Source organism: Bradyrhizobium lupini, from assembly GCF_040939785.1.
GTDB lineage: Bacteria > Pseudomonadota > Alphaproteobacteria > Rhizobiales > Xanthobacteraceae > Bradyrhizobium > Bradyrhizobium canariense_D.
Genome location: NZ_CP162553.1, coordinates 6710827 through 6732552, shown reverse-complemented (window position 1 = coordinate 6732552; position 21726 = coordinate 6710827). Strand labels below are relative to the sequence as shown.

The window sequence follows — 21726 nt, the reverse complement described above, 5'->3', positions numbered from 1 at the left end:
ATCAGGCAGTCTTGATGTAGTCGCGCAGAGCTTCCTGCTCGGCCTCGTATTCCTGCACCCGACGCTTGACGATGTCGCCGATCGAGATCAGGCCGACCACCTTGCCGTTGTCGACCACGGGCAGATGGCGGAACTTGCCGGTGGTCATCATCTCCATGAGTTCGGCGACCGTGTCGGTCTCCTTGCAGGTGACCACCTTGCGGGTCATGACCTGCGAGACCGGCTCCTCCAGCGCGCCGGCGCCGCGCTCGCCGATCACCCGGACGATGTCGCGTTCCGACAGGATGCCTTCCAGCCGGCTCTGGTTCATCACCAGCACCGCGCCGATCTTCTTGTCGGCGAGCAGTTTGACCGCGGCAGCCAGCTTGGCGTCGGGCTCGACGCTCATGATCTGGTGGCCCTTGGTGTTGAGAATCGAACGTACCGTCATTGTCGCCTCCCTGAATCGCAACCGTCCGCTGTTCGCGGTCCGGACTTGTTCTTCGAGTCTTCAACTAACAGTTTCAGCGCCGGTTTCACGTTCAGGCGCTTTGCGAAGCATCGCCGCTAGCGGCCTGTCGCTTCGGAACATTCTTCTCGGGAATGATGGATGAATTCGGGCGGCGCCGCAAGCGCCGCTTCAAATGCGGTCTGAAATGTCCCGTGATGACGCATCCGCAGCATCACTTCGCACGCGCGGCACCGGATCGAACAGCGCGAACAGCAACAGGCCGGCAAGGAAGCCGCCGATATGCGCCTGCCAGGCGACGCTCGTGGTCTCGCTGTCGACGCCAATCGCGCCGACGCCGAAGACGATGTTGACGCCGAACCACACCGCAAGAAAACCGAGCACCCGCCCGTCGCGCAACGCGCGCGACAGCGGCAGCGCCGGAACTCTTGCGGCGGTATCGGCATCCGATCGGCTGAACGACAGGAAGCTGCCGCGAACGAAGGCGAAGCGGATCGCCGCCGCCATCGCGCCGGACACCGAGGCCGAGGCGCCGATCATCGGCGCCACCGCGTGCTCATGGGTGACGAGATGGGCGAGCGCGCCGGCCGCCGCGGTCACCGCGAGGAACAGGAAGAACCTGATGGCGCCAAAGCGCCGCGCCAGCGCGCTGCCGAACGGCAACAGCCACAGCACGTTGAAGCCGAGATGGGTGAGATTGGCATGCAGAAGCGAATAGGTGACGAAGCTCCAGACCTTGGCGCCGGCTCCGCCGGGGATCTCCAGATTGAGCAGCGAGGAATCGTAGCGCTTGGGGATGAAGCCGAAGACGTCGATGGTCCAGTTCTCGAGCTCCGGCGGCAGCAGCACCCGCAGATGGATCACCGCGAGCAGGAGGATATAGGCGGTCAGCGCGAACGGCAGCGTCAGGATCGGCTCGCGCGGAGCCTCCTCAACGACGGCCGGCACCCCCAGCGAAGCATCTTGCGACGAAGGATCTTGCGGCGGAGAATTTGGCGGGAATTCCAAGGGCGGCTTCGCTTTCAGGCGCGATCGGAGCGACAGGCTTCACGACAGGCCTTGGAGATAGTCGCCTTTGCCCGCGCTGCGCAAGTGCACAAAAGGAAAAGGCAGGGCCCTGGGAAAGCCCTGCCTATCCGTGTCGGACTTCCGGTACCCAGAGAGACGGGAGTATCCCCACCCCTCCCCGCGGCCGGTGACCAAACTGTTTGACGCCTGTGTACAGGCCTCGCCGAGAACCTGGAGAAAAGCGGCGAGGCTTGCGACCGCGATCACCATAGCAGCGGGGCGGTGCACGGAAAGCGCATAGTTAATTTAACGTTAACGACGCAAAGGCAGCGCCAGGAGCACCGAAAATGCCGCTGCGGCATGGACGCTGCAAAGCCCCTCCTGCACAACAACACAGGGATCGCGGCTGCACTGAAGCGGGACAGGTTTGTCCCGCGAGGTTGCGCCCCGGGGTAAGCGTTCAGCCATGAAACATCCGTCGAGCCGCGAGTTCTTCGCATATTGGGACACCAAGCGGGGCACCGCGCGAGCCCCTGACCGGGCCGATATCGATCCGGCCGCCGTGCGCGGCCTGCTCGGTGACATCTTCGTGCTGTCCTGCGAGCCCCATCTCGGCTTTCCGTTCCGCGTCGCCGGCACGCGCGTCTGCGCCCTCGCAGGGCGCGACCTCAAGGATGCGAGCTTTGCGGCGCTGTTCAACGAGGCTAGCCGCCGCGAGATCGAGGAGATCACGACCATCGTCGCCGATGAGAGCCTCGGGGCAATCGCCGGCGTCACCGCCGCGCGCGAGGACGGCAGCAAGGCGTATCTCGAGCTGCTGCTGCTGCCGTTCAACGCCCGCCCGCATACACCGGTGAGCGTGACGGGCGTGCTCGCGCCGTTCGACGACGAATGCGGCGCGCTGGGCCCGTTCGCCCTCACCTCCTGGCGCTATCTGCACCAGCCGGAAAAACTGCTGCCGCGCGCGATCCGCAAGCTGCAGATCGCACGCGGGCTGATGGTCTATGAGGGGCTGCGCTAGCAGTGCACCGCGCTCACGGCATCGCCAGATGCCAGGCGCCGTTCAGAAAGCCGTCGCCGGTGACGTCGCCGGGCTTGGTGTCCTTGGCAAAGGTGTAGAGCGGCTTGCCCTTGTAGGCCCACTGCTTCGAGCCATCGTCGCGCGTGATGACGGTGTAGCCGTCGGCGGCGGCATCGCTCGCCTCGGCCTTCAGCACCGGCCAGTTGGTCGCACACGGACCATTGCAGGCCGACTTGCTGTCAGCATCCTTGTCGAAAGTATAGAGCGACATGCCCTTGGCGTCGGTAAGCACGTTCCCTTTGTCGGTCTTGCCGTTCTTGGTCGGCGGTGCCGCGAAGGCAGCGGGAAGCAGCGCCAGCGATATTGCGAGCGTGAGCGCGAGGCGGATCGATGACGTCATGGTCTCTCCTGTCAGGCAATGGGCTTGCATGGGTAGGACGCCGCGCGAGCCGTCGTATTCCTGAGATCGCGGCAAAGATATTTTTCGCTGCAAGCCTCGTCGCATCGGAATAAACTGGGATGATGGAGATGGACGACGGATCGACATGAGCAAGCCGCATTGGCGTCCCGCCCGCGCCTCCGATCTGCCGGCGATCAGCAAGATCGCAGCGCAAATCCATCCCGATCTGCCTGAACGCCCCGAGGTGCTTGCGGAAAAGATGCGGCTCTATCCCTATGGCTGCCGCGTGATCGTCGCGGACGACGGGATCGTCGGCTACGGTCTGGCGCATCCCTGGATGCAGCACCGGATTCCGCCGCTCGACGGCTTCCTCGAGCAATTGCCCGGCGATGCGGATTGCCTCTATTTGCATGACATCGCGGTGCTGCCCGACTTTCGCGGCGGCGTCGCGCGCGACTATGTCGTTGCGACCGAACAGCTCGCGCGCGCGTCAGGAATCGCGACGCTCGCATTGGTGTCGGTCTACGCCACGCGGCCGCTGTGGGAGCGTCTCGGCTTTCGGCCGGTCACGGCGGATGCGGAGCTGCGGGTAAAGCTCGCGACCTACGGCGACAGCGCAACCTACATGCTGCGCGATCTCGCCGCTCACACCTGATTTCTGAGACGATGCCGCCGGCGCAATCCGGCGGCATCATTGCCGTCCGCGCTGGGCAGCGCCAGTCAGGCGCGATGCTTCTTTTTAGTCTTCGGCTTCTTCCCGGCGGCGCCCTTCTCCAGACCACGACGTGACCGAGGGCTCAGCGTGGCCCGGCTTGTTCTTGTGCTTTTTCTTCTTTGCGAAGGAAGGAGCATCGTCGAATTTCGGTGTGCGTTCGCCGTACGGCTTTTCGTGCGGTTTACCGTGTGGCTTGCCGTGAGGCTTGCCTTGCGGTTTGAACCCGTTCGGCTCGCGCGCGCGTTCGCCCTGGCGTTCACGATGATCGCTGTCGCCGATCTCGCGCCGCGGCGCGTGGGGCCGCTCTTCCGAAGCCGCCTGTCGCTGCGGCGCATCCGCCATCGGCTCGAGGCGGATATTGTCTTCCTTGTCCGGACGCTTGATCTTCACGGCGAAGGATTCCGCGACCCGCTCGGAAATTTCGAACTCGGTCGTGGTGTCCATGATCTTGATCGCGCCGATATCGTTCTTGTCGATGCCGCCACGACGGCAGATCATCGGCAACAGCCAGCGCGCTTCCGCGTTCTTTTTTCGTCCGATGTTGGCCCGGAACCAGACGCTGCCATCCGCCATGCCATGTTTCGACGACGATTTTCCCGCTTTGGGCCGCGCCCTTTCGGGCCGATCATCGCCACGCGATGCGCGGATATCGTCGCGCGGTGCGCGCGTATCATTGCGGCCGCGATCCTCGCGCGGCCGACTGCTCCGCTCGCCGGGATCCATAATGTCTTCGGGCGACGGCAGCCGCGCGCGATAGAGCCGTGCGAGTGACGCGGCGATCTCCTCGGCCGACCGCTCGGCCAATAGCGCCTGCGCCAGCGCCAGATCGTCGGCGGTGGTCTCCTCCGTGAACAGCACGTCCTTCATGCGCTCGTGATCGAGCTTGCGGATCTCATCCGGCTGCGGCGCCGTCCCCCAGACCGCGTCGATGCCCGAGACGTTCAGCAGCATTTCCGCACGCCGCCGCCGCACGGGCGGCACCAGCATGACGCTCGTCCCCTTGCGGCCCGCGCGGCCGGTGCGGCCGGAGCGATGCTGCATGACCTCGGCGTCGTTGGGCAGGTCGGCATGAATGACGAGATCGAGGCTCGGCAGATCGATGCCCCGGGCGGCGACGTCGGTCGCCACGCAGACGCGCGAGCGTCCGTCGCGCAGCGACTGCAGCGCCGTGGTTCGCTCGTTCTGCGTCAATTCGCCTGACAAAGCGACCACGGAGAAGCCGCGCTCCAGCAGTGCCGCCTGCAAGTGCCGGACGCCGTCGCGCGTGCTGCAGAATACCAGCGCGCTCGGCGCCTCGTAAAGCGCAGCACGTTGACGACCGCGTGCTCGGCATCGCCGGGCGCGATCCGGATCGCGCGGTACTCGATATCGGCATGACCGCCTTCGTCGCCGGCGACCTCGATCCGGAACGCCCGCTGCTGATACTGCTTGGCCAGCGCGACGATACCGCGCGGGAACGTCGCCGAGAACATCAGCGTGCGGCGCGTGTCCGGCGTGGTCTTGAGGATGAACTCCATGTCCTCGCGAAAGCCGAGATTGAGCATCTCGTCGGCCTCGTCGAGCACGACCACCTTCAATTCCGAGATATCGAGACGGCCGCGTCGCAAATGATCGCACAACCGGCCGGGCGTGCCGACGACGATATGAGCGCCGGCCGCAAGCTCGCGCTGCTCGCGCCTGGGATCCATGCCGCCGACGCAGGAGACGACGCGCCCGCTCGCATGCTCGTACAGCCAGGCCAACTCGCGATGGACCTGCAAGGCAAGCTCGCGGGTCGGCGCCACGATCAGGGCAAGCGGTGCACCCGCCCGCTCGAACCGCTCGGCGTCGCCCAACAGGTCCTTGGCCATGGCCAGCCCATAGGCCAGGGTCTTGCCGGAGCCGGTCTGTGCCGAGACCAAGAGATCGCGGTCAGCGGCCTCGTCCGTGAGTACGGCGAGCTGAACGGGGGTCGGACGGTCGTAATTGCGCTCGGCCAAAGCTCGGGCGAGCGGCGCACTCATGGTCGGAAAAGACACGGGATAAACCTTGGTTGGTCCAGGCGCGGAACGTCGAGCCGCGCGACCCGAAGCTGCGTAGGCGGCAAATGGTCCAGCCGCACGCGTGGTGATCTGATTTGGACGCTCTTTACGCCAAGTGCGGGCAAATCACCATGCCTATGACGCATGGCTTTGGTGATGCCGAGAATAAGCTTACTGGCCAGCTCGACCCACTACATCCAGCGTTTTCGGGGCATTTTACTGCATATAGCGGGATTTTGGGGCGAGGCTGCAGATTTTCACGGCCACCTCGCTTAAATTATGCGCGGTTGAAGCTGCCGGAGACGCACAACAGGGCTAAGCTCAGGCCGATTGGACTAGGGAGCACGACGATGCGACTGGCAGTCATTTCCGATATCCACGGCAACCTTGCCGCGCTCGAGGCGGTGCTGGCCGACATCAAGGCGCGTGGCGTCGATCGTACGGTCAACCTTGGCGATTGCGTCACCAGCCCGTTGTGGCCGAAAGAGACTTTCGAAGCGCTCGAGGCGCTGTCGTTGCCGACCGTACGCGGAAACCATGATCGCTGGATTGAGGAGTTTCCGGACGACAAGCTCTCGTCGGCGGGTCTGTTTGCGCGCAACGCATTGACTGCGGAGCAACGTCTCGCACTCCACAGCCTGCCTTCCCAAATACGGCTGGACGATGGGATCCTGGCCTGCCACGGCACGCCCGACAACGATACGACATGCCTGCTGGAAGAAACGCTCGACGACGGCCGCTTCGTACCGGCACGCCGCGACGTGCTGGCAATGCGCCTCGCGAGTGAGCCGACGGCGCGTGTGGTCCTGTGTGGTCATAGCCACCGCCAGGCCGTCGTTCACGGACCTCATGACTGTCTGGTTCTCAATCCAGGGAGCGTTGGTTGCCCGGTCTTCGCAGACATTCCCGTTGCCGCAAACCTGGAATACCGCTCGCCGCACGCGCGATATGCAATCCTCACGAAGCGACAAAGGGGCTGGCAGGCCGAACTCTTGGCCCTCGAATACGATTGGGACGCCGCATCGTCCCGTGCCCTCGCCAACGACCACCCGAAATGGGCGCGGGCCATATCGTCGGGATATGTCAAATAGCTGCTGGCATCGCTCGACCCAAATCGAGCCGCACGGAAGAACGGGAGAACACATGGCCGACGGCATTTCGCTTGCCGACAAGCTCGCGACATTTGGGGATTTCTGGTCTCCACGCACGATCACAACCTTCAACGACTGCGACGTGATGGTGGTGAAGGTGAAGGGAGAGTTCACCTGGCACAAGCACGACGACACCGACGATTTCTTTCTCGTCCTGAAAGGCAGTTTGGAGATCGAATTACGGGATCGCACGGTGACGCTTGGTCCGGGCGAACTCTATGTCGTGCCCAAAGGTGTTGAGCATCGCCCGGTCGCGCGCGAGGAGGTTCATCTCATGTTGATCGAGCCGACCGGCACGCCGAACACGGGCGACAAGACGACCGCAGCCGCGCGCAAGTTCGCATAGAGGGCAACTCGCCCGGCGCAGCCCTAATCCCTGGAGGTCACCAGGCTGCTGAAGCCGCCGACCAGTCTAGCTCTTGCCCGCACAAGAGTGTCCCTGGCCGCGCGGCTCAGTGCGCGGATGGCGCGCCAGGCGTCGGTTGCCTGCAGCCACGCCTTCACCTCGGAGTACTTGCCGTACGCCCAGGCAAAAGCCGGAATCCGCATCAGCTTGTCACGGGTGAGATGGAACAGGCGCTCGACCAGCACGAGCTTGAGCAGCTCGCCGATGATGAACGTCACGGCCCCGCTCACGATCTGACCGGTTGCGGCGAGATAGGCTGCCACGGGCTTGACCGGCTCCAAGATAATGACGGGTACCGAAAACAAGGCGAGCGAGCAATAAGGCGACAGCGATCTGATCCAGCCCCGCAATCGCTTCAATTGGAGATGCCGCCCGATCCAGCGCGAGATTGGCCTCGCCACGGCCATGAAGACCGCATCCACCAGGAAGTAGATGGCGGCCGCGATGTAGGTCAGGGGCTTCAGGATCTGCTTCACGATGAACTCTCCCGTGAACTGAAAGCCGAAACCCGGGCCTAAGTTTCACCCGGGCGTGAATAACTCGCGAATTTTCGATGGAACTTTTCGTGTACGGGCCCGCCGCTGCCCGGTTCAGATCTCCGCATAGATCTCCAAAAGATTGCCGTCGGGGTCGCGGAAGAACAGCGTCCGATGCCCGAACGACTGGTTCGTCGGCGGTGACAGCAGCGCCACGCCGTGGCGTGCGAGTTCGTCGGCACACGCATCGACTTCGGCCGCGGACACCTTGAAGGCCAGTTGCAGCGAGGCACTGCCTGCCGGCGTCGGCGCGTCAGCCGCGGTCCGGCTTGGCCTTGCAAGAGCCAGCGTGTTGGGGCCCAAGCCGTACTCGATCCAGTTCGGCGACAGCTCCCGCAGCAGCGGAAATGCGAGAACCTCCTGGTAGAAGCGCCGCATCGCCACCATGTCGCGCGCGAAAATGACGGTGTAGTCGATCGCACGGATGGCGCGGAAGGGGGAGCGGGAGCGTTGGATCGGTTCGGTTGTCATCTCGTCCTTCATTCAAAACGCCGGCCCGTAGCCCGTATGGAGCGTAGCGGAATACGGGGAGCCCCAGGCGAGAATCCCGGATTACGCTGCGCTCCGTCCGGGGCTACAGGGCTCGCGAGACTTTATCGCAACAAACCGCCACTGTAACGGACCGCATAGAGCGGCACGCCATCCTGCCGCGCAATCGTCTCGACACCGTGGAAACGATCGAGCGCGCCCTCGACCTCGTTCCGATAAATCATGCCTGCCTGCTCGAACAGATGCGGGCCCCGAAACGGATACTCGACGCTGACATCCAGCAACGCCTGGCGCAGGAATTTGTAGATTGCGAGGAAGATGTCTCGATCCGTGATCTCCGCACGGACGCCACCGCTGTAGCTCATCGACCAAACGACGCGGTCATCCCGGGACACGGTTTCTTGGCCAACGAAAAACCCCATCCCGAAATAGATATCGCGATAGGCATAGGGTGCCGCACGATGCTCGAGCTGCTTTGAGCCTCTGAGCGGCGGTGGCGTCGTCGTCCATCCCCGCATAGGTATGGCGCTTGGCTTCGACCAGGAACGCTGCGAGATCTCCGGGGATGGACGACATCGGTTATTCCACCAGTTCCGGCCACGGCACGATGGTCGACTTCACCGTCTTCATCGCCATGGCATCCCTGACCGCCTGTGCGACGCCTTCTTCCGTGAACGGATAGATCGTTTGCATCTTCAGCCAGGGATATTTGCCCGCCGTGCGATGGAGCATGTCGACGCCGAGCGGCAGATCGTTGGCGGTAAAACCCCAGGAGCCCAGCACGTTGATATCCTTGGTGCAGATGCGGTGCCACGAAGTCTCGATCGAGCCGGCGTCGGTGAACTGGCCCATCTCGACATAAGTGCCACCGTCGCGCAGCATCTCGATGCCTTCGGGGCCGGCGGAGGGATGGCCCGAGCAATCCATCACCAGATCGGCGCCGAAGCCGCCGACGATGTCGCGCACGCGCGCGATGCGTGCCTCGGGCGATTTGATCTCCTCGATGTTCACCGTCGCCTCGGCGCCGAACTCGCGCGCGAGCTTGAGCCGCGGCTCCTCCGGCGCCCCGACGCAGATCACGCGCCCTGCTCCCATCTCCTGCGCGGCGGCGACCGCGAGAATGCCGATCGGGCCCGAGCCCTGGATCACCACAGTGTCGCCCCAGGAAAAACCGCCGGCGCGGCTGGCGCGATTGAAGGCGCGGATACAGGACGTCAGCGGCTCCGACAGCGCACCCAACCGCAGCGACATGTCGTCAGGCAATTTGTAGATCTTGGTGCCCGGCAGCATGTCGAGATCGACATAGACATATTCGGCCCAGCCGCCCCACATGTGAGGCGCCTTGTCGAAGCCGAGATAGCGGCCGTAATAGACCGGCGTCAGGCATTTGTTGGCGGTCAGGGGATAATGGATGCAGTAATAGCAGCTGCCGCAGGGCATCAGCGGCGGGATCATCACTTTTGATCCGACCTTGAGCGGCTTGCTCATGAAGTCCTCGGTGAATTCGTCGCCGCATTCGACGATGATTCCGCCGAGCTCGTGGCCGAGCGTGAACGGCCATGGCAGCGGCTTCGGCCAGTGCCCTTTCAGGATGTGCAGGTCGGTGCCGCAGACGCCGCACGCGCCGACCTTGATCAGCGCGGCCTTTTTGCCGACCTTCGGCCACGGCACGCTGCGGATGACGGGCTCGCTGCCCGGCCCTGCGTGGGTGCAGACGCGGATCTGGTCCATGGCGTGTCCTCGATGCCCGTCTGTTATGATTGATTGGTGCGGGCTGAAGCGAAGCGTATGTGAGATGCGCGCTGGTGCCAAGCCGCGGTCTCGTAACCCGCATGAGCGAAGCGACATGCGGGGCCAGCATTCCCGGATATCGCTTCGCTCATCCGGGCTACGGGACCCTGGTCTCCACACACCCAAGTGCCTTGAGCGCTCGACGGCGAACGTGTAGGCACGGCGCCAAAGTCCCACCCCAGGTGCCCGCTTGAACCCCCTCCCTCAAAATCCCGTGGTCGCGTCCGGCTCGTTCGCAGCGATGAGGTCGGTGCCCTACCGGCTCCAGTTCATCGCTTACGTGCTGGCGATGATGGCCGACAATATCGAGCATGTGATCAGCTATTGGGTGGTGTTCCAGAAATTCCATTCGCCGGCGTTGGCCGGCTTTGCGGTGCTGTCACACTGGCTGCCGTTCCTGCTGTTCTCGGTCGCGGTTGGCGGACTGGCCGACCGGGTCGATCCGCGCCGCATCATCCAGTGCGGCATGCTGCTGTTCATTGTTGCCTCGGCCGGATGGGGTTTCTTCTTCATCACCGACGCCATCCAGATGTGGCACGCCATGCTGCTGCTGGTGGTCCATGGCTGCGCCGGCGTGTTGTGGCAGACGCCGAACCAGCTTTTGCTCTACGATCTCGTCGGTCCCGCTGATCTTCCGAGCGCGGTGCGGCTGAATGCGATGGCGCGCTATCTCGGCATTCTGGTCGGACCTGCCGTCGGCGGAATCATCATGCTGACGCTCGGCACCTCGCACGGCATCATCTTCAACACGCTGTTCTATCTGCCGATGCTGCTGTGGCTGTTCTGGGCGCCGGTGCGGGACAAGAGTGTCGCGGTGCGGCGCTTCGCCGTGCGCGGCCTTGCCGACATCATGCTGACCATCCGCGCCATCGGCACGCAGCCGGTGCTGACGGCGATGACTTGGCTTGCCGGCCTCACCTCCTTCATGATCGGCAATGCCTATCACGCCCAGATGCCAGGCTTTGCCGGCGATCTCGGCCACGGCGATCCCGGAATCTCCTACAGCGTGCTGCTCGCGGCCGATGCCGCCGGCGCACTGCTCGCCGGCATCGCGCTGGAATCCTGGGGGCGGCTCAAGGGCACGCCGCGCACCGCGATCATGCTCGCCATGCTGTGGAGCGTGGCGCTGCTCGGCTTCGCCTCGGTGCGGATCTATCCGGTCGCGATCGTGCTGTTGTTCTTTGCAGGCTTCTTCGAGCTGTCGTTCAATACCATGGCGCAGGCGCTGGTGCAGTTGAACGCGCCGTCCGACATTCGCGGTCGCGTCGTCGGCCTCTACAACATGGCGGGGCTCGGGATGCGGGCGTTCAGCGGCATCACGGTCGGACTGTTCGGTGCGGCGATCGGCATTCACTGGTCGCTCGGGCTCTCGGCCGCGGTGCTGCTGGCGCTGCTATGTCTTCTCTATGGGCGCGCGACGAGGAAGACGGCCGGTTGACTCCGGCGTCTCCCCACCGCACGCTTGATATAGGGTTTGGGGAGATGAAGCGTTGCGCAATCGCTGGGGCATACTTGCGATCCTGTTCGTCGTTCGCCTCACCATCGCATTCCAGTTCCAGAGCGTAGCCGCGGTCGCGCCGCTGCTGCAGCAGAGCTTCGGCGTCGGGCTCGCCGATATCGGCATCCTGATCGGACTCTATTTCACACCGGGCATCGTGCTGGCGCTGCCGGGCGGCGCGATTGGCCGGACGCTTGGCGACAAGCCCACCACGATCGTGGCGCTGCTGCTGATGACGGCGGGCAGTCTCGTCATGGCCATCACCGACGTCTGGGGCTGGCAGATGGCGGGCCGGCTCGCCTCCGGCGCCGGCGGCGTGCTGCTGACCGTGCAGCTCACCAAGATGGGCACCGACTGGTTTGCGGGGAAGGAGATCGCTACCGCGATGGCGATCTTCGTCAACTCCTGGCCGGCCGGCGTTGCGATCTCGCTGCTGGTGCTGCCGGCGATCGGCACGGCCTATGGCGCGGGCGCCGTGTTCCTCGTGGCCGGCGCGCTCACCGCGATCGGCATTGTGCTGATCACGTTCTACCAAGCACCGCCGGGAGCAACCGCCAGCGCGGCCGGCTCCGGGCGGCTTGATCCGCTCGCGCTTCTGGCGGTGATCGTCGCGGGCGCGATCTGGGGCCTCTATAATGTCGGCTTCGCCATGATCTTCTCGTTCGGCCCCTCGCTGCTCGCCGAGCGCGGCTGGAGCATTGCCGCGGCGGGATCGGCGATCAGCCTCGTGATGTGGCTGTCGGTGATCTCGGTGCCGGCAGGCGGTTATCTCGCCGATCGCTTCAAGCGGCCGTTCGTGCTGGCTATCGTGGCCAGCCTGGTGGTGGCCGGGCTGCTGGCCTGGCTGACCCGGTCCGACGCCGTGATCACGATCCTCGTCCTGATCGGCCTGATCGGCGGCCATCCGGCCGGGCCGATCATGAGCCTGACCGCCCGCGTGCTCGTGCCGGAAACCAGGGCGATCGGGATGGGCGTGTTCTACACTCTCTTCTATGCCGCGATGATGCTAGGACCGGCGGTGGCGGGCCGGCTCGCCAAATCGGCCGGCACGGCCGCGGTCGCGCTCGACCTCGGCGCGCTGACAGTGCTGGCCTGCCCGCCCCTGATGTGGCTTTTCGAACGCATTGTGTCTGTTCGTCATCGCCGCGCCCGATCCTAACGCGGCATTAACCCTGTGCACCTTAGGGTCGTCCCGGACTCCGCCAGGCGGGGGGTCGGGTTGTGAAAATGGCGTTGGCGCACAAAAGATTTCTTCCGGCCGCCGAGGAACGTCGGCGTTTCCAGCGGGTGAAGGTTCACCTGCTCGGCCGCTACATGCTGCCGGACCGCCGTGAATTCCCCTGCCAGGTGATCAACATGTCGCCGGGCGGGCTGGCGCTGCTGGCCCCCGGCATCGGCAATGTCGGCGACCGCGTGGTCGCCTATCTCGACCATATCGGCCGCGTCGAGGGCAAGATCACCCGCATCATCGACAATGGCTTCGCCATGACGGTCGGTGCCACGCCGCGAAAGCGCGACAAGCTTGCGGCACAGCTGACCTGGCTCGCCAACCGCGACATCCTCAATTTGCCGGAAGACCGCCGCCACGATCGTATCGTGCCGCGCAATCCGATCGCGGTGCTGACGCTCGAGGACGGCACCAAGATGACCTGCCGCATCATCGACCTCTCGCTGTCGGGCGCCGCCATCGCCGCGGAGAACCGCCCCCCGCTGAAATCGACGGTTCTGCTCGGCCGGGTGCAGGGCCGCGTGGTCCGAAACCTCGAAGATGGCTTCGCGCTCGAGTTCATGCATTCCCAGCCAATTGAAACTCTCGAAGAGAGCGTTACCGCGCGGTAAAGCGCGAAGGCACCAAAACCACTGCATTTCCAGTACTGAAGGCGGCCTCCGCGATGCGGACGCCGCCTTTTTCATGGGTGGCGTCGAGGCTCGCGCGGGTTAACGCGGAGGCTGCGGGAGCGTGCAAACAACGGTTCCGCCAGCGTTTCCGCGTTAATCCATAAAATTTGAATCAATTGCAGTCATATCGAATTTTATTCAAGTTTGACTCAAGTATAGATCGAATTCGCCGCGTGTTTTACTTGCATTCGTCTCGACTTGACTTGACTGACTTAGCGGCAACTCAAAAGCTGCCTGCGCAATGTGGTCCCAACAAGAAACGGGGGCCGCAATGTTTGATTTCAGGGGACAGGGGAAGGGATTGGCGCTCGCCGCCATGCTCTTCGGAATGAGCGCGGCAGCGCAGGCCGGCGAAGGCCGTCTGCTCTACGCAAGCCTCGGCGACACCACGCGTGCGCCGATCGGCTGGGTCGAGTTCTGTGCGGACAATGCCGCTCAGTGCCAGGGCGCACCGACGCAACCGCGTGACATCGTGATGTCGCAGGCTGCATGGCGCGACCTCGTCAAGGTCAATCGCTGGGTCAACGAGACCGTCAAGCCTTTGACCGACCAGGAGCACTGGGGCGTGATCGAAAAGTGGTCGCTGCCGTCGGACGGTTACGGCGACTGCGAGGACTACGTGCTGTTGAAGCGCAAGATGCTAATCGATGCCGGATGGCCGCGCGAGGCCCTGCTCATCACCGTGGTGCGCGACAAGAAGGGCGAAGGACACGCGGTGCTGACGGTGAAGACCGACAAGGGCGAGTTCGTTCTCGACAATCAGAACGAGAACGTCGTTGCCTGGACGGAGACCGGCTACCGCTTCGTCAAGCGCCAGTCGCAGAGCGATCCCAATGTCTGGGTCTCGCTCGGCGACACCAAGCCGGCGGTCTCCACCGCCAGCGCAAGGGATCAGTAGAGACAAACGAAAGAGATACGCGACCCGGTCACATCCCCACCCCTCCCCGTCCCAGACCGGTTCGCGCGCGGCCAGCCATCCCCCAATGGCTGGCCGCAACTTTTTTAGGGTGTACTTCGCTTAGTTCTGCGGCGCCTGCCGCGACCAGGGCACGCGCGCGACGGTGAAATCGCGCCATGTGCTTTGCAGGACGGGTTGCACCCCGATCGACGCGCGCGCCTGCCAGCCTGCGATCGCCGCCGCGGCGATGGTGCCGTCGGGCTCGGCATCAAGCCCGTCCAGCAATGATGCCGTAACCGCCATGTCGTTGACGGCGCCAAGCTGCTCCTGCAAGCCGGAGAGCCTTCGCGAGAATTTTCGCGTGGATTTGCGGTCTGCGAACAGCGGCAGCAGAAACTCGCTGAGATAGCGCAGCCGCTTGGTCGCGAGCCGCAGGCGGTGCAACTGTTCGGCGGAAAGCGACTTGAAGCGGCGGCCGCGCTTGAGCACCTTGGCGTATTGCGCCGATAGGATGCGTGCCGCGAAGTCGGCCGCGGGTTCGGCGAGCTGGCCGAGATCCTCGGTGGCGACGTCGTTGCGCCAGCCCCGCGCCTCGATCCAGTTGCCGAGGCCGAGCAGGAACATGGCGCAGCGGCGATCTTCGAGGGCGCCATGCGCCTTGCGATAGGCGTCGGACTGGCGCCCGGCCGCAGCCAGGCCCAGTGCATCGAAGCCCGCGACCGACGGACAGGCTGTTGCGATCTTCGGCAAGGTATCGAGCCGGAACACATCCCAGTCGCGCGCGGCGGAGAGCTCTTGCGCCAGCCATCTGGCTTCCAACCGTAGCGCATCGAGATTGCTGAGCGCGCCGACCGACCCCATCAGATCCAACGCCGATCGAAGCCGGCGCAGCGAGACGCGCAGCTGATGGATTCCTTCCGGATTGCGGCCATCCTCGGCCGCCGGCAGCGACTGAAGCAAATGGAGGAAGCAGGAACGCAGGATTGTCGCGAACGCCTCGTCCAATGTCACCGACGGATCGAGACGAAGTTTTCGCGGACGCCGCGCCGAGGGTGGCTTGTCGGCGGCAAGATCGAAGCCGCGTGCCGATTTGGAGCGAATGGACGGCTTTACGTCGCCGTGCTCCGCGAGCCGCAGCGCGATCTCGTAGAGCGCGCTCGCGCTGCCGCTCTTGAGCTCCAGCTCGATCTCGCTCACCGGCAGTGAACGGTCGCCGGCCGTCAACTCACCCTGGTCGAAGGCGATCTCGACCGTGCCTGACGGCAGTTCGATCGGCCGCGCATGGCGATGGACATCGGCAGTGAAGACCGATTCGAGCGGCTGCGCTTCCAGGTTGCCGCGAAGCTTCTCGGGAATGAACGGCATTGCCAAACCGAGATCGGGCGCAAGCGACAGTACCCTCATCTCCCACTCACCACGGCGGAGCGGATCGTCCACCGCATCGGTCTTCACGGTCTGCACGAAGCGCGCGCCGCTCTGACGAACGCGCAAGCTCAAGCCGTGGCGACGCAACGTCCGCTCCGGCGTGTCGTAATAGACGGACTTGAGATGTTTGCGCGCGCCCTTGTTGCGCGCGTTCATCGCGATCACAGGCGCGGCCTTGAAATGCGCCATGCGATCGGCATCGACGAAAAGCTTGAGCTCGATCTCACCGGCACCATGCGCGGCAGCGCTCGACCGCAGTGGTTCCGTTGCCGGTTCCGCGTCTTGCAATGGCGTCTGATCGATCACAGGTTCCGCGACGAGTTCGGCCGGCTCACGCTGCCTGAAGAAGCCAGCAACGACTTGCGTTCTCTTGTTTTCCCTTGCAACAGGATTTCCATCCCGCGCGCTCGGAGCCTTGCGAACCGGCGTTGCGTCTGACTTCAGCATTTACGGTAACATGACAGTTCGATGACAGAGCGCCATCCTATAGCCGGTGTGGCTCGCGAGGAATAGTCACGTGACGTCGCAGCGCCCTGCCGTCCACACGAGGCTGGGAGCGCACAATCCAGCTTGACCACAGGAACTAAATTGCCGCTGGGCACAGCAAGCGATCGAGTTGACTGCGAATCCCGCCCTTCTCGAAACCGAGATGAACGCGTCAGCGAGCTTGACTCATGCCAACCTTCCCGCAATCGGTGGCGATGGCGTCGAGCGCGCTGCCCTGTCCCTCCGGCCGTTGCTTCATCGGCTAGCGGCACAGGCAATCACAAGGAGTTGGCATGACGTCGTTCCGTCCCGTCATCGCGTTGTCCAGGGGCCTCGAAGTCCTTCGGGTGATCAATCAGGAACGGCAGTCGACCGTCGGCTCGCTGCACAAGGCGACGGGGCTGAACAAGTCAACGATCGTCCGCATGCTCGAGACGCTGGAACATGAAGGTTATGTGGTACGTCGTACCGAGCCGGCCAGCTACGCGCCGACGGGACGGGCGCTGCTGCTCAGCGCAGGCTATGATGAGCCGACCTGGATTGGCGGCATCGCCGAACCCATCCTGAACAAATTCCGCAAGCAGATCCATTGGCCGTCAGACATCGCGGTGCTCGATCAGGAGTCCATGGTCATCGCCCACACGACGCGCGTCGATGGATCGCTGCTGTTCAGCCGCCCGCCGGGTTTTCGCTTTCCCGTCCTCGGCACCTCGATGGGACGCGCCTATCTCGCCTTCTGCGAACCCGCCGAGCAGGAGCGCATTGCCGCACGGCTGGCCCTTGGTCCGGAGCCCTGGAACGATCTGGCGCGCAATCCCGGCAGACTTGCCAAAGTGCTGCGCACGATCCGTAGCGCGGGGTTCGCAGTCATGGACGAGACCTACAGCCGCCGCGTCTTCGGGGGCGCAGTGTGGGCGATCGGCGTACCCGTCGTTTTGCGGAATCGCCTGTTCGGCAGCATGAACGTGATGATGCTTCGCGAGGCGGTCGGTCTGGAGGACGGTGTGCGGCGCTTCGTACCGCCGATGAAGAAGGTCGCTTCCGCACTTGCCGAGGCGCTCGGTGCCAAGCTTGCTGCGCCGGGTTCTCCTGCAGGTCGGCGATGATCATTTCACACAGTGAAACGATATTTTGATTTCTTGACCCCCCTTCCTGCCCGTGTGACACCTCGTTGCAGGCGGCTGCCGGCTGCCCAATGACACAGGGAAAAGGGGAGGCCGAAGTGCGGACATCCGCGAGAATTTGGGCTGCCGCGATGGCATGCCTGACGATGGCCGCTTCTGAAACGGCTTTGGCCGAAGCCTGGCCGACCCGGGCAATCAGGATCGTCGTCTCCACGCCGGCAGGCGGCATCACCGATGCCTTCGCCCGCGCCTATGGCGACTATATCTCGCAGAAGCTTGGCCAGCCGGTCATTGTCGAAAACAAAACCGGAGCCAGCGGTGCGCTGGCGGCACAGTCGGTGAAGGATTCCCCGGCCGACGGCTACACGCTGATGTACACGATCTCGTCCACCTTGCTCGGTAACCGGCTGTTGTTGAAATCGCTGGCCTATGATCCGGACAAGGATTTCACGATCGTCGCCATGACGCCTTCGGGGCATCTGCCGCTGGTGGTCCATTCCGCCACCAATGCAAAGACGATCGAAGAGTTCGTCGCGTACGCACGTGGCAACAAGGTCACGGCCGGCTCGTACGGCATCGGCTCGTTCGCACATATTGCGATCGCCGAGCTCAACCGGCAATTCGGTCTCGACATTTCCATCGTGCATTACCGCGGCGAAGCGCCGATGTGGCAGGATTTGGCCGCCGGGGTGATCCAGGCGGCGGTCGGCAGCTATCAGGCCGCGCTGCCGGTGCTCGATACCGGCATCGGCCGCCCGATTGCCGTGCCGACACCGGTGCGCATGAAGAAGCTGCCCGAGACCAGGACATTTGCTGAGCAAGGGGTCACGGGCAATGTCTTCCAGCTCATCAGTTTTACCGCGCTGGTGGCGCCCGCTGCGATACCGGCAGACCGGATCGACATGCTCGCCAAGCTGATGGTCGAAGGCGGCAAGACGGAGCGCGTGCAGAAGCTGCTCGATGCCTTCGGCGTCGACCAGCCGGCCATAGATCGCGCATCCTCGATTGCGCTCTACGAAAAGGAAGGGCCGGTCTGGCTCGAGTCGATCAAGACTCTCGGGTTGGAGCCGCAATAGCCGTCGCCGCGCCCAGCCGGGTGCGGACACCTCCTGGAGGTCAGACCCCGAGCACGTCCGCGAGCCGCAACTCGTCGGCGGCGGGATCCTTCAGGAACAGCTCGGCCTCGATCTCGTTCAGATGCGACAACATCTGCGCGCGCGCGGCCTCCCTGTCGCATTTGCGGATCGCGGAGACGATTCCGGCGTGATGATCGGTGCCGCAGGCCGGCGTGTCGTGCCGGCGGTAGAGCAGGATGATCAGCGAGGAGCGCGCGATCAGCTCCTTGAGAAAACCAAGATAGATGCTGTGGCCACTCATCTCGGCGACGAGTCGATGGAAGTCGCCGGAGAGGCGGACCGAAGCACGCGCATCGCCACGCAGCTCCGCCTCGCGCTCCTCGGCAAGATGCCGCTGGAGACGCCCGATCCAGGCCGGCGACACCGCGTCAACGGCGTGATCGACGATTGTCGGCTCGATCAGGCGGCGCGCCTCGAACACTTCGCGGGCGTCCGCAGGCGTCGGCCGCGCGACGAAGGCGCCGCGGTTCTTCTCGATGTTGACGATGCCTTCATGCGCGAGCTGTTGCAGCGCGGTGCGAACCAGCGTTCGGCTTGCTCCGTAGATCTCGCCGATCTCGTCCTCGCCGAGTTTCGTGCCGGGCAACAGGCGATGCTCGAGGATCGCCGCAGTCACACCTTCCCGGATGCGGCTGACGCGATCGCTCGCATCTGGCGCGTCGGATTTCGGTCGGGACTTGACGGCCATGGGGGTGAGGACTCGATCGTCGACGAGGGCGTTGAATCCTAATCGACCAGCTGTATCCAATCACAGGCGAAACTTTATACAATCCGCGCCTGTTTTGTGTGCACGCAACTGCGAAGGCAGCGAACCGCCCAAGCCCGTGGGATTCGATCTAACGATCTGACTCCGCTGCACTGTTTTGGAATTCGGCCGGCCGAGAACGATTCAAGCGCGATTGGCATGGACCTTGCGGAGAGAGGCGCAGCATCGCCCTCGCCCCGGACACGCCATGGCCACTCCCGCCGCCCTCGAACTGGTCGCCGTCACCAAGCGCTACGACACGACGCTGGCGGTCGACACCGTCAATTTGAAGATCCCGGCCGGCACCTATTGTTGCCTGCTCGGCCCCTCCGGCTGCGGCAAGACCTCGACCTTACGCATGATCGCCGGCCACGAGGCCGTCAGCGAAGGCGACATCATCCTGGGTCCGCAGAACGTCACGGATCTCGAACCCGCCAAGCGCGGCACGGCGATGATGTTCCAGTCCTACGCGCTGTTTCCGCACCTCACCGTGCTCGACAACGTGGCGTTTGCCCTGAAAATGCGCGGCATCGACCGGGCGACGCGGCACAAGCGCGCCGGCGAGTTGCTCGAGCTGGTGGCGATGACGCCCTATGCGGCCCGCCTCCCCGCACAGCTGTCCGGCGGCCAGCAGCAGCGCGTCGCACTCGCCCGCGCGCTGATCACCGAGCCGCAGATCCTGTTGCTCGACGAGCCGCTCTCGGCACTCGATCCGTTCCTGCGGGTTAGGATGCGCGGCGAATTGAAGCGGCTACAGCGCGAACTCGGCATCAGCTTCGTTCAGGTCACGCACGGCCAGGAAGAGGCGATGGCGCTGGCCGACCACATCGTGGTGATGAACCAGGGCAGGATCGAACAGCAGGGAAGCGCCCGCGACATCTTCCATCACCCCCGCACCGAATTCGTGGCGCGCTTCATCGGCGGTCACAACGTCCTCAGCGACGCAGGCAAACTCATCGCCGTGCGCGCCGATCAGCTCGGCATCGCGCCGTTCACTGACGGCGCCTTCGGCGCGCCCGCGCTACTGACCCAGACCGAGTACCAGGGCTCCTACATCGCCGTCTCGCTCACGCTCGACGACGGGACCGCCCTTTTTTCCCACCTTCCCGAGGCCGCCTTCGACGTCCACCAGTTCCGGCCGGGCGATCGCGTGCTGGCCATCTGGGATCCCGCCAAGGCGCAACGTCTGCAATAGCGCCGATCAATCACCGGAATGCGCAACAGAGGAGTGAGTGATATGACCGAAACGACCAGGAAGAAGGGCCTTAGCCGCCGCACGCTACTGAAGAGCACCGCGGGTCTCGCCGGACTTGCCGCGGGCTCCGGCGCCATCACAGGCTTTCCCTATGTAATGTCGGCCGAGCCGAAGGTGCTGCGCTATCTCGGCACCGCAGTGAACGAGGGTGACGAGATCTCCAAGCAGTGCCTGAAGGACACCGGCATCAAGATCGAATATATCACCGCGACCACCGACGACGTCACCAAGCGCGTGATGACCCAGCCGAATTCCTTCGACGTGCTGGACACCGAATATTTCGCGCTAAAGAAGATCGTGCCGTCGGGCAACATCCTTGCCCTCGACGCGAGGAAGATCAAGGAATTCGACAACATCACGCCGGTCTTCACCAAGGGCGTCACGCCCGGCGGCAAGAAGATCGGCGGCCAGGGCACCGCACCCTGGAAGGTGCTCTATCTCGAAGGCAAGGACTCCAAGAAGTTCGCGACGTCTGCCACCGAGTTCGTCACGCTGATCCCGACCGTCTACAACGCCGACACGCTCGGCATTCGCCCCGATATCATCAAGCGTCCGATCAGCTCGTGGGCCGAGCTGCTCAACCCCGAGTTCAAGGGCAAGGCCTCGATCCTCAACATCCCCTCGATCGGCATCATGGATGCCGCGATGGTCGTGGAAGCCACCGGCAAGTACAAATATGCCGACAAGGGCAACATGACCAAGGAAGAGATCGATCTCACCATGAAGGTGATGACCGAGGCCAAGAAGGCGGGCCAGTTCCGCGCCTTCTGGAAAGACTTCAACGAGAGCGTCAACCTGATGGCCTCGGGCGAGACCGTGATCCAGTCGATGTGGTCGCCGGCGGTGACGAAGGTCCGCTCGATGGGGATTGCCTGCACCTTCCAGCCGCTCAAGGAAGGCTATCGCTCCTGGGCCTCCGGCTTCTGCGTCTCCAAGGGCGTCTCGGGTGCGAAGCTCGAATGGGCCTATGAGTTCGTCAACTGGTTCCTGTCCGGCTATGCCGGCGCCTATCTCAACCGCCAGGGCTACTACTCGGCCGTGCTCTCCACCGCGAAGGCGCATATGGAGCCTTACGAGTGGGCCTATTGGATGGAAGGCAAGGCGGCCGAGAAGGACATCAAGGCGCCCGACGGCTCGCTGCTCGAGAAGGCTGGCGCCGTGCGCGACGGCGGCTCCTACGAGGACCGCATGGGCGGCGTCGCGTGCTGGAACGCCGTGATGGACGAGAACGACTACATGGTCCGCAAGTGGAACGAGTTCATCGCGGCGTAATC

Annotated in this window: 21 protein-coding genes and 1 pseudogene; 12 read left to right on the top strand and 10 right to left on the bottom strand. The window is 64.0% G+C overall.

Annotated features, from left to right (window positions below):
* Position 1: 1 nt before the first annotated feature.
* Entirely contained in the window at positions 2 to 430 is a 429-nt protein-coding gene (locus tag AB3L03_RS32105; protein WP_085351136.1) for a CBS domain-containing protein, read from the bottom strand.
* A 189-nt stretch (positions 431 to 619) separates the two neighbouring features.
* Positions 620 to 1396, bottom strand: a complete 777-nt coding sequence (locus AB3L03_RS32100; protein ID WP_368507686.1) for a rhomboid family intramembrane serine protease — start codon at positions 1394 to 1396, stop codon at positions 620 to 622.
* Positions 1397 to 1922: 526 nt separating this feature from the next.
* Here AB3L03_RS32100 and AB3L03_RS32095 point away from each other — a divergent pair.
* Positions 1923 to 2477, top strand: a complete 555-nt coding sequence (locus tag AB3L03_RS32095) for a PAS domain-containing protein (protein ID WP_085361735.1) — start codon at positions 1923 to 1925, stop codon at positions 2475 to 2477.
* A gap of 13 nt (positions 2478 to 2490) precedes the next feature.
* Here the strand turns inward: AB3L03_RS32095 and AB3L03_RS32090 are convergent, their stop codons facing one another.
* Positions 2491 to 2877, bottom strand: coding sequence for a hypothetical protein (locus AB3L03_RS32090; RefSeq protein ID WP_368507685.1), 387 nt, complete (start codon positions 2875 to 2877; stop codon positions 2491 to 2493).
* Positions 2878 to 3022: 145 nt separating this feature from the next.
* Between AB3L03_RS32090 and AB3L03_RS32085 the strand changes: the two genes are divergently transcribed.
* Positions 3023 to 3532, top strand: coding sequence for a GNAT family N-acetyltransferase (locus AB3L03_RS32085; RefSeq protein WP_247335658.1), 510 nt, complete (start codon positions 3023 to 3025; stop codon positions 3530 to 3532).
* A 65-nt stretch (positions 3533 to 3597) separates the two neighbouring features.
* On the opposite strand, the pseudogene AB3L03_RS32080 reads toward AB3L03_RS32085, so the two are convergent.
* A pseudogene (locus AB3L03_RS32080) lies at positions 3598 to 5595 on the bottom strand (DEAD/DEAH box helicase).
* Positions 5596 to 5963: 368 nt separating this feature from the next.
* Here AB3L03_RS32080 and AB3L03_RS32075 point away from each other — a divergent pair.
* Together AB3L03_RS32075 and AB3L03_RS32070 are read left to right on the top strand one after the other, a co-directional pair.
* The gene (locus AB3L03_RS32075) at positions 5964 to 6704 is read left to right on the top strand and encodes a metallophosphoesterase (protein ID WP_007602584.1); all 741 of its coding nucleotides are present in this window, start codon (positions 5964 to 5966) and stop codon (positions 6702 to 6704) included.
* A gap of 52 nt (positions 6705 to 6756) precedes the next feature.
* Complete coding sequence (locus AB3L03_RS32070) at positions 6757 to 7110, top strand: cupin domain-containing protein (protein ID WP_368507684.1); 354 nt, start codon at positions 6757 to 6759, stop codon at positions 7108 to 7110.
* 23 nt (positions 7111 to 7133) lie between these two features.
* On the opposite strand, the gene AB3L03_RS32065 is transcribed toward AB3L03_RS32070, so the two are convergent.
* The 4 genes from AB3L03_RS32065 to AB3L03_RS32050 form a co-directional block, all read right to left on the bottom strand.
* Positions 7134 to 7646: a hypothetical protein gene (locus tag AB3L03_RS32065; protein ID WP_018455352.1), complete on the bottom strand. Its 513-nt coding sequence runs from the start codon at positions 7644 to 7646 to the stop codon at positions 7134 to 7136.
* Positions 7647 to 7760: 114 nt separating this feature from the next.
* Complete coding sequence (locus AB3L03_RS32060) at positions 7761 to 8189, bottom strand: VOC family protein (RefSeq protein WP_368507683.1); 429 nt, start codon at positions 8187 to 8189, stop codon at positions 7761 to 7763.
* A 110-nt stretch (positions 8190 to 8299) separates the two neighbouring features.
* The gene (locus AB3L03_RS32055; protein ID WP_368509099.1) at positions 8300 to 8617 is read right to left on the bottom strand and encodes a DUF5680 domain-containing protein; all 318 of its coding nucleotides are present in this window, start codon (positions 8615 to 8617) and stop codon (positions 8300 to 8302) included.
* Positions 8618 to 8774: 157 nt separating this feature from the next.
* Positions 8775 to 9926, bottom strand: a complete 1152-nt coding sequence (locus AB3L03_RS32050; RefSeq protein WP_204511595.1) for a zinc-binding dehydrogenase — start codon at positions 9924 to 9926, stop codon at positions 8775 to 8777.
* 301 nt (positions 9927 to 10227) lie between these two features.
* Here AB3L03_RS32050 and AB3L03_RS32045 point away from each other — a divergent pair, with 301 nt between their 5' ends.
* The 4 genes from AB3L03_RS32045 (at position 10228) to AB3L03_RS32030 (ending at position 14281) form a co-directional block, all read left to right on the top strand.
* Positions 10228 to 11424 carry an MFS transporter gene (locus AB3L03_RS32045; RefSeq protein WP_204513960.1) on the top strand — a complete coding sequence of 399 codons (1197 nt, stop codon included), beginning with the start codon at positions 10228 to 10230 and terminating at the stop codon, positions 11422 to 11424.
* Positions 11425 to 11476: 52 nt separating this feature from the next.
* Entirely contained in the window at positions 11477 to 12643 is a 1167-nt protein-coding gene (locus AB3L03_RS32040) for a CynX/NimT family MFS transporter (protein ID WP_204511596.1), read from the top strand.
* Between the two features lie 68 nt (positions 12644 to 12711).
* Positions 12712 to 13323, top strand: a complete 612-nt coding sequence (locus tag AB3L03_RS32035) for a PilZ domain-containing protein (protein WP_085396156.1) — start codon at positions 12712 to 12714, stop codon at positions 13321 to 13323.
* A 331-nt stretch (positions 13324 to 13654) separates the two neighbouring features.
* On the top strand, positions 13655 to 14281 hold the full coding sequence (locus AB3L03_RS32030) for a transglutaminase-like cysteine peptidase (RefSeq protein WP_026232931.1): 627 nt from the start codon (positions 13655 to 13657) through the stop codon (positions 14279 to 14281).
* Positions 14282 to 14401: 120 nt separating this feature from the next.
* Here AB3L03_RS32030 and AB3L03_RS32025 read toward each other — a convergent pair whose 3' ends face one another.
* Positions 14402 to 16153: a CYTH and CHAD domain-containing protein gene (locus AB3L03_RS32025; RefSeq protein WP_204511597.1), complete on the bottom strand. Its 1752-nt coding sequence runs from the start codon at positions 16151 to 16153 to the stop codon at positions 14402 to 14404.
* A 332-nt stretch (positions 16154 to 16485) separates the two neighbouring features.
* On the opposite strand from AB3L03_RS32025, the gene AB3L03_RS32020 reads away from it, so the two are divergent.
* Positions 16486 to 17298, top strand: a complete 813-nt coding sequence (locus AB3L03_RS32020) for a helix-turn-helix domain-containing protein (RefSeq protein WP_018455343.1) — start codon at positions 16486 to 16488, stop codon at positions 17296 to 17298.
* Positions 17299 to 17462: 164 nt separating this feature from the next.
* Positions 17463 to 18392, top strand: a complete 930-nt coding sequence (locus AB3L03_RS32015; protein ID WP_368507682.1) for a Bug family tripartite tricarboxylate transporter substrate binding protein — start codon at positions 17463 to 17465, stop codon at positions 18390 to 18392.
* 40 nt (positions 18393 to 18432) lie between these two features.
* Here the strand turns inward: AB3L03_RS32015 and AB3L03_RS32010 are convergent, their stop codons facing one another.
* Entirely contained in the window at positions 18433 to 19140 is a 708-nt protein-coding gene (locus AB3L03_RS32010) for a GntR family transcriptional regulator (protein WP_085351121.1), read from the bottom strand.
* A gap of 265 nt (positions 19141 to 19405) precedes the next feature.
* On the opposite strand from AB3L03_RS32010, the gene AB3L03_RS32005 reads away from it, so the two are divergent.
* A complete protein-coding gene (locus tag AB3L03_RS32005) occupies positions 19406 to 20392 on the top strand; it encodes an ABC transporter ATP-binding protein (protein WP_018455340.1) in 987 nt (328 codons plus the stop codon).
* Between the two features lie 42 nt (positions 20393 to 20434).
* Entirely contained in the window at positions 20435 to 21724 is a 1290-nt protein-coding gene (locus AB3L03_RS32000; RefSeq protein ID WP_007602563.1) for a PotD/PotF family extracellular solute-binding protein, read from the top strand.
* Positions 21725 to 21726: the final 2 nt, after the last annotated feature.